This window comes from Shinella sp., from assembly GCF_049651085.1.
Classification (GTDB): Bacteria; Pseudomonadota; Alphaproteobacteria; order Rhizobiales; family Rhizobiaceae; genus Shinella.
The window spans coordinates 696,073-702,744 of the sequence record NZ_JBASBL010000027.1 but is presented as its reverse complement, the minus strand read 5'-3'; the positions used below and the strand labels follow the sequence as shown (position 1 = coordinate 702,744).

8 protein-coding genes and 1 pseudogene are annotated in these 6,672 nt (G+C 65.1%); 8 read left to right on the top strand and 1 reads right to left on the bottom strand.

Annotated features, from left to right (window positions below; all coding sequences use genetic code 11):
- The 8 genes and pseudogenes from WA950_RS20600 to WA950_RS20565 all read left to right on the top strand — a co-directional run.
- Positions 1 to 248, top strand: a pseudogene (locus tag WA950_RS20600) (hypothetical protein); the annotation flags it as partial.
- Positions 249 to 397: 149 nt separating this feature from the next.
- Positions 398 to 2,572, top strand: coding sequence for a GumC family protein (locus WA950_RS20595; RefSeq protein ID WP_424553587.1), 2,175 nt, complete (start codon positions 398 to 400; stop codon positions 2,570 to 2,572).
- A 149-nt stretch (positions 2,573 to 2,721) separates the two neighbouring features.
- Positions 2,722 to 3,168: an Rrf2 family transcriptional regulator gene (locus tag WA950_RS20590; RefSeq protein ID WP_424553586.1), complete on the top strand. Its 447-nt coding sequence runs from the start codon at positions 2,722 to 2,724 to the stop codon at positions 3,166 to 3,168.
- A 31-nt stretch (positions 3,169 to 3,199) separates the two neighbouring features.
- Positions 3,200 to 3,667 carry a group III truncated hemoglobin gene (locus WA950_RS20585; RefSeq protein ID WP_424553585.1) on the top strand — a complete coding sequence of 156 codons (468 nt, stop codon included), beginning with the start codon at positions 3,200 to 3,202 and terminating at the stop codon, positions 3,665 to 3,667.
- Entirely contained in the window at positions 3,664 to 3,963 is a 300-nt protein-coding gene (locus WA950_RS20580) for a DUF6522 family protein (protein WP_424553584.1), read from the top strand. Before WA950_RS20585 ends, WA950_RS20580 begins: the two co-directional genes overlap by 4 nt.
- 100 nt (positions 3,964 to 4,063) lie before the next feature.
- Complete coding sequence (locus WA950_RS20575; protein ID WP_424553583.1) at positions 4,064 to 4,753, top strand: RNA polymerase sigma factor; 690 nt, start codon at positions 4,064 to 4,066, stop codon at positions 4,751 to 4,753.
- A gap of 84 nt (positions 4,754 to 4,837) precedes the next feature.
- Positions 4,838 to 5,359 carry a DUF4142 domain-containing protein gene (locus WA950_RS20570; RefSeq protein WP_424553582.1) on the top strand — a complete coding sequence of 174 codons (522 nt, stop codon included), beginning with the start codon at positions 4,838 to 4,840 and terminating at the stop codon, positions 5,357 to 5,359.
- A complete protein-coding gene (locus WA950_RS20565; protein ID WP_424553581.1) occupies positions 5,356 to 5,688 on the top strand; it encodes a cupredoxin domain-containing protein in 333 nt (110 codons plus the stop codon). Before WA950_RS20570 ends, WA950_RS20565 begins: the two co-directional genes overlap by 4 nt.
- A 43-nt stretch (positions 5,689 to 5,731) precedes the next feature.
- Here the strand turns inward: WA950_RS20565 and ubiV are convergent, their stop codons facing one another.
- Positions 5,732 to 6,667, bottom strand: a complete 936-nt coding sequence (gene ubiV / locus WA950_RS20560) for a ubiquinone anaerobic biosynthesis protein UbiV (protein WP_424553580.1) — start codon at positions 6,665 to 6,667, stop codon at positions 5,732 to 5,734.
- Between the last annotated feature and the right edge of the window lie 5 nt (positions 6,668 to 6,672).

Below are 6,672 nucleotides of genomic sequence, written 5' to 3'. Positions count from 1 at the left end.
CGCTGCCGGAAGTGTGCGGCGATGCCGCCCTGACCGCCGACCCGCACAATGCCGAGCGCTGGATCGAACAGATCCGCGCCCTCACCGACGATCCGGCGCTCGCCGCCCGCATGCGCCTGGCCGGCCGGGCCCATGCCCAGACCTTTACCTGGGACAAGGCCGCCCGAAAGCTCGCAGACCTCCTCGAACTGAAACGCGACGGCGACAAAAACGAGGCAAAACAGCAACCAAACGTCGCGGCGGCCTGAGAAAATTCACAACGCCCGCGCGATCGTGCACCCGTATACCGAATGTGAAGATTTACGGTAAATGGTATCTTAACACATTGAAAATACGCTTCGGGCGAACAGGTGCGATTCCGGATCGCGCCCAGAAAATCGCCTGAACGGTACCAAGCATGGTCGACAACACACACCCGTATGCCGAGCACGAGGAGGCTCACAGCACCGGCACAGTTCCGCAGATCGATTTCGCGCATCTATTTTCCGTGCTGCGCAACCGCTTTTTCATGATCGTCGCCATCACGATGCTCTTCGGCGGCGCGGCCGTCTTCTTTTCGCAGTTTCTCAAGAACTACTACGTTTCCACCGTGAGCATCCTGGTCGACCCGGAAGGCTCGCGCATCGTCGATGGCGAAATCCTGGGCGAAAGCCGCGCAACGGAAGCCCGCACCCTCAACCAGCAGTATATTCTGACCTCCGTGAAGGTTCTCTCAGCCGTCGTGGAATCGGAGAAACTCGCCGACGATCCGGATTTCGGCGCAGCCCAGCCCTATGACCCCGATCCGCAACAGCGCAGCCAGCGGGCCCTCGCTACGCTCCAGGCCGCAATTGCCGCGACGCTCAACAAGTCGAGCTTCGTCATCGACCTGTCCGTTACGACCGCCGATCCAGAAAAGGCCGCGCGGATCGCCAATGCCATCGCCAACACCTATATTTCGACCCGCGTCGAAATGAACAACAGCCTCGTGCGGCAGGCGACGACGGACCTGTCGGCACAGCTGGCGAACCTCGAAAAGGCCGTCGAGGACGGCGACCGCGCCATCCAGGCCTACAAGGCCGAACACAACCTGGTCGATGTCGGCGGACGCACGCCTTCCGAACAGCAGATCACCGAGACGAACACCGAAATCAACCGCATCTCGGCCAGCATCGCCGAGTCCGAGGCGCTGATCTCCGAACTGGCGCATGCCCGTTCCAACCCGGATTACCTGCGCGCAACGCCCGATGCCTCGCTGACACCGGCGATCATCGAGTTGCGCACGCGCTATCAAGCCGCCCAGGAGCAGGAATCCGTGTTGCGGGCGTCCTATGGCGACCGCCATCCGGCCCTCCTCAGCGCCAGGGCGCGCAGCCAGGCGGTGGCAGCGCTCCTCAACAAGCAGCTGAAGGACTTCGCGGCCTCCCTGTCGCGCAACGGGGAAAAGCTGAAAAGCCAGCGTGAGCTGCTGCGCAACAACCTTGCAACGCTCAGGGCGACGCTCAACGAGGCCGACCAGTCGATGGTTCGCCTGCGCGAACTCGAACGCAAGCTGGCGAGCGACCGGGCAGTCTACGAATCCTTCCTGTTGCGCACCCGGCAGCTTTCCGGTCAGGAACGCACCGTCAGCGAAAACCCGCAGATCATCTCGGTCGCGCAGCCGCCGCTCGGCAAGGCCGGCCCGAAGCGCTCGCTCATCATTGTCGGCGCAACCGTGCTGGGCATGCTGTTCGGTTGCGGCATCGCGCTCGTGCGGGACCGCAAGCTGCCCGAGCAAGCAGCGCTAGCGCAGGACCGTCCTGCCGGACGAAAGCGCGCGGGCGGAGGCGATTTCCTGAAACGGCTGTTCGCCCGCATCCGCCGCGGCAGGACGCCGAAGCGGGTACTTGTGGAACCGGAAGCTCCCGAGCGCAAGGTATCCGCGCGCAAGCCCAACTTCGCCCATACCCCGCCGCGCGATGCGCGGCCGACACCGTCCATGGGGATAGCCGAGGGCGGTTATACCGATATTGCCGAGCAGTTCCTGCAGGAGGCGGAAGGCCGCAGCAACCACACCATCGTGCTTTACGCCGCGCAGGCGCAAGGCACCTCGTCCCGGACCGCCCTCCAGCTGGCCCGAACCGCCGCCCGCGCCGGTAGCGCGGTTCTGCTGGTGGATGCAGAGCCCGAGACCAACCTCACCCGGCAGGCTTCCGCCGTCGGCCTTCCCGGTCTGTTCGACGCGATTTCGCTGCGGCGGATCGAAGGCGACTACATCACCCCATCCGGCACGCGCGGCCTCTGGCTGATGCCGGCCGGCCGACGCTCACCGCGCGTCTCGACCCGGCGCGGCCTCGACACCGGAACGCTGGCTGACTGGTTGGCCGCAAGCGGCAACGTGTTCGATCTCGTCATCGTCTATGTCGGCCGCTTCGATCCGCTGAAGCCCGCTCCCCTGGTGGAGGCGAGCGCGGACAGCTTTGCCGTTCTGGGAAGCCGGTTCAACCGGAAGGGCGCCGCGAGCGCCGTAGCGCAGCTGGAAGAACGCGGCCTGTCGCCGGTTACTTCGCTCTTCGTCAGCGACGAGCAGAGCAGCATCCCGCGCGCCGGCTGACCATAGCGCAACCCCGTCACCCTACCGCTGTAGCCCACTCCATTGGAGCCCTTTTTCGGGCTGCGACGCTATTGCACTTTCGCGGCGCGGGCCCTTACATTAAAAGTGACATCTGAAATGCCAATTATCGCCCGTTGGGGGATTTGCCGATGCGACTGACGCTTCACACGGACTATGCCATGCGCATGCTGATCTATGTCGCAACGCGGCCGGGCCACGTGTGCACGGTCAACGACGTGGCCGAGGCCTACGGGCTTTCGCGCAACCACCTCGTCAAGGTCGCGCAGACGCTGCGCGATCTGGGCCTCGTCGAGACGACGCGCGGGCGCACCGGCGGCATACGTCTCGCCAAAGCGCCTGCGGAAATCCCCGTCGGCGCGCTGGTGCGGGCGACCGAGGAGGAGTTCTCACTGGCCGAATGCATGCAGGCGGGAGGGCGCGCATGCGCTATTTCGCCCGCCTGCCGGCTGAAGGGCATGCTGCATGAGGCGCTCGCCGCCTTCCTGGCGGTCCTCGACAAATACACGCTCGCCGACATCGTGCAGAACCAGGCCATGCTCGGCCCCCTGCTCGGCATCGACGCAGACGCCGCATAAGCATTCCAGCCGGTTTTTACAGGACGATCCGATGAGAGGCAGACCCGCACCGAAACGCACCATCGTCGTCGACGGCAAACCGCTGCCGGAAGTGCTCGACGAGGCGATGGTCCATGCCGTCGTGCACGGTTTCTACGACGATATCCGCGAGGACGACCTGCTCGGCCCGATCTTCACCGGGCATATCGCAGCGCAGGACTGGCCCGTGCACCTCGGCAAGATGTGCGACTTCTGGTCGGCGACGCTGCTGCGCACCGACCGCTACGAGGGCCGGCCGCTATCGCCGCACCTTGCCATTCCCGAGCTTCAGGAGAAGCATTTCCATCGCTGGCTCTCGCTGTTCCGCCAAACTGTCGAACGGCTCTGCCCGCCGGAAGTGGCCGATCTCTTCCTCGACCGGGCGCTGCGCATCGCCCATTCCTTCCGGCTCGCCATCGCCTTCAACCGCGGCGAGGATTCCATGCGCATCGCGCCCATTTCCCGCGAGGCCCTGCAATGACCCGGGCGAACACCGAACCCCTCACCCTGAGCCGCGACGAGACCGGGGAATTCCTGTTGCCGGCCGACATGCTCGCGGCACGCTTCGGCTGGCCGACGGAGACCTTTCGCGACATGATGCGGCGCGGCTTCGTCGCCTCGCGCGTCGAGCGCGGCGAAGGGGAGGATGCCGGCCGCTGGCGCCTCAGCGTGCGTTGCGGCAACCGGCGCTGGCAGGCGGTAGTGGAAACCGACGGCACGGTCGGCAGCCAGCGCATCGAGGTCATCCCCTCCGCGCCGGTGAAAAACCGGCCGTAGCAATTCCGCAAGAAGCGCAGCGGTTTGGTGGCGCGCTAAACAATAGACGGGAACCTTGCGGCACGACCGGCATCCAATCAATCCCGAAAGGAGAAAATCGATGCCAGTTTCCCTGAAGCCCCCCACCCTCCTGCCCGCTTATGACGAGGCGGCGCTCATACGCCGCGCCAGCGCGGGCGAAGCCGACGCCGCCCGCCAGATCATCCGGACCCACAACCAGCGTCTCTACCGGCTCGTGCGGGCCGTCCTGCGCAGCAATGCGGATGCCGAGGACGTGCTGCAGGAAGCCTATCTGCGCGCCTTCGCCAGCCTGGATACTTTCAACGGCGACTCCTCGCTATCGACCTGGCTGTCGCGCATCGCGCTCAATGCCGCCCTGATGCGGCTTCGCGCGCAGAAACGGCAGAAGCGGGCCGCCCCGCCAATCGCGACCATGGAAGCGCAGATCATCCCCTTCCCGCTTTCCTCCACCACCGCCGACCCGGAGCGCGTCATGGCGCAGCGACAGCTTCTCCATCTTGTCGAGGAGGCGACCGACGCGCTTCCCGAAACCTTCCGCCTCGTCTTCGTCGCCCGGGTCATCGAGGGCCTCAGCGTGGAGGAGACAGCGGGCCTGCTCGACCTGCCGGCCGCCACCGTGAAGACCCGGCTCCACCGCGCGCGCAAGCTGATCCGCACCCGGCTGGAGGAGCAGATCGGCCCGGTGCTGATGGACGCCTTCCCCTTCGCCGGCACGCGCTGCGACCGGCTGACGGAGGCCGTCATCGCAGAACTCGATCTCAAAGAATAACGGGAACCTTCCCGGCGGGCCGGCATCCAATGCTGCGTCAACCGAAACAGGCGCCGGCTCATTCCCGGCGCCAAGGAGAACCCGATGAAGACCCTGATTTCCACGCTCGGTGCGGCCTGCCTCGTGCTTACCGCCACTCTCGCCATTGCCGCCGACAAGCCGACCGATCCCCAGATCGCCCACATTGCCTACAGCGCCGGCGTCATCGATGTGGAAGCCGCCAAGCTTGCCCTGTCGAAGACCAAGAACGCCGACGTCAAGGCCTTCGCGGAATCGATGCAGAAGGACCATGCGGCGGTCAACGACATGGCGCTGGCGCTCGTCAAGAAGCTGAACGTGACGCCGGAAGACAATGCCACCAGCCAGGCGCTCACCAAGGCGGCAGAGGAAAAGCGCGCCGAACTCGGCAAGCTCGACGGCGCGGCCTTCGACAAGGCCTATGTCGACAATGAGGTTGCCTATCACAAGCAGGTCAACGGCGCACTGGAGACGCTGCTGATCCCCTCCGCCCAGAACGGCGAGCTGAAGGGCCTGCTGGAAACCGGCCTGAAGCTGTTCCAGGGCCACCAGCAGCATGCCGAACATGTCGCGGCTGGCCTGAAATGACCACAGGCCTTCTCAACCGGCGGCAATTGCTCGTCACGGGCGCGGTCGTTCTGGCAGGCAGCACGCTTGCCCGCGCCCACAATGGCACGATCCATGTGACGATCGAAAAGCTCGTCTTCCTGCCCGCCGAGATCGAGGTGAAGGCGGGCGAGACCATCGAATGGATCAACAAGGATCCCTTCGCCCACACCGCCACCGTCAAGGGCGGCTGGGAGGTGGTCATCCCGCCCGGCAAGGCGGCGACCCGTGTCGTAACCGCCGACGACACGGTCGACTACTATTGCCGCTATCACCCCAACATGAAGGGGAAGATCAGGATCGTCGCCTGAAAACCCTTCGGACGCCGCCGTGGAAGGCGGCGCCCGACCGCGGTCAGCCCTGCCCCATCGCCGCGTTACGTCCGCGCGAAACCCAGGCAGCACCTTCCGCCTGGTGCAGGAAGCCGTTGGAAAACCGCACTCCCGAATAGACCTCCGCCAGTTCCCCGAGCGCTTCCTCCCCTGCCAACCTGCCGTCGAGGACGGCGCGGTAGAGGTTCGCCACCTGCACCATGTCGCAATCCTGCGGGGAGAGCCTCACGCGTGAAAGACCGGCCTCCACCAGCGGCCCAAGATCATCGATCAGCACGGCACAGCTGTTCGACATCGTCTGCACACCGTTCAGAACGAGGAAGGATTGCTTGTCGAGCGTGCGTAGCGGCAGGCCGTCCGGCTCCTCGCCACAGATGAACTGGCAATTGTCCTTGGTCAGGCCCTTCGACCGCGCGTGGGCGCAGCGGGCGGAAATGGCAAGCGGCATCCGGCCGAAGGCGAAGAGTTCGAAGGAAAAGTCCGGCATGGCGGCGAGCATCTGCCTTATGGACCCTGCCGGCAGTTCCGGCGGCAGGCAGATATTGTCCGCCCCGCGCGCGGCAAGCATGCGTGCGGTCGCCGCATTATAGACGTTGACCAGCGGACCTATGGAATGCGACCGCCCCTTGAGGAGGCCGAGCGCCGAAAGATCGTTCGCCTCGACCGGGTGAATGCTGTCGGCAATGAGGTCGCGCACGTGCCGGCTTTCGCGCTCCAGTGTCACCATGGCGAGCGTGGAGAGCGTCACCCGCTTGCCCGCCGCCTCCAGCCGTTCGATCACCTCGGCCACATGCGGCTCGCTGAAATGCTGCCGCTTGGAGCAGACCGTCTCGCCGAGCGTGACATGTTCCACCGGCGCCTCGTCGGCAATTCGGAAATAGAAGTCGCGCCATTTCGGCCCATCCCAGAGATAGTAGACCGGCCCGAGGCTGATTGTGGGCTTGGAGATCGTTGTCATGCTTT

Bases quoted from the DNA above. Each gene is read 5' to 3' on its own strand.
- WA950_RS20595 (WP_424553587.1), top strand. From the start codon at position 398: ATGGTCGACAACACACACCCGTATGCCGAGCACGAGGAGGCTCACAGC.
- ubiV (WP_424553580.1), bottom strand. From the start codon at position 6,667: ATGACAACGATCTCCAAGCCCACAATCAGCCTCGGGCCGGTCTACTAT.
- WA950_RS20565 (WP_424553581.1), top strand. From the start codon at position 5,356: ATGACCACAGGCCTTCTCAACCGGCGGCAATTGCTCGTCACGGGCGCG.
- WA950_RS20580 (WP_424553584.1), top strand. From the start codon at position 3,664: ATGACCCGGGCGAACACCGAACCCCTCACCCTGAGCCGCGACGAGACC.
- WA950_RS20575 (WP_424553583.1), top strand. From the start codon at position 4,064: ATGCCAGTTTCCCTGAAGCCCCCCACCCTCCTGCCCGCTTATGACGAG.
- WA950_RS20590 (WP_424553586.1), top strand. From the start codon at position 2,722: ATGCGACTGACGCTTCACACGGACTATGCCATGCGCATGCTGATCTAT.
- WA950_RS20585 (WP_424553585.1), top strand. From the start codon at position 3,200: ATGAGAGGCAGACCCGCACCGAAACGCACCATCGTCGTCGACGGCAAA.
- WA950_RS20570 (WP_424553582.1), top strand. From the start codon at position 4,838: ATGAAGACCCTGATTTCCACGCTCGGTGCGGCCTGCCTCGTGCTTACC.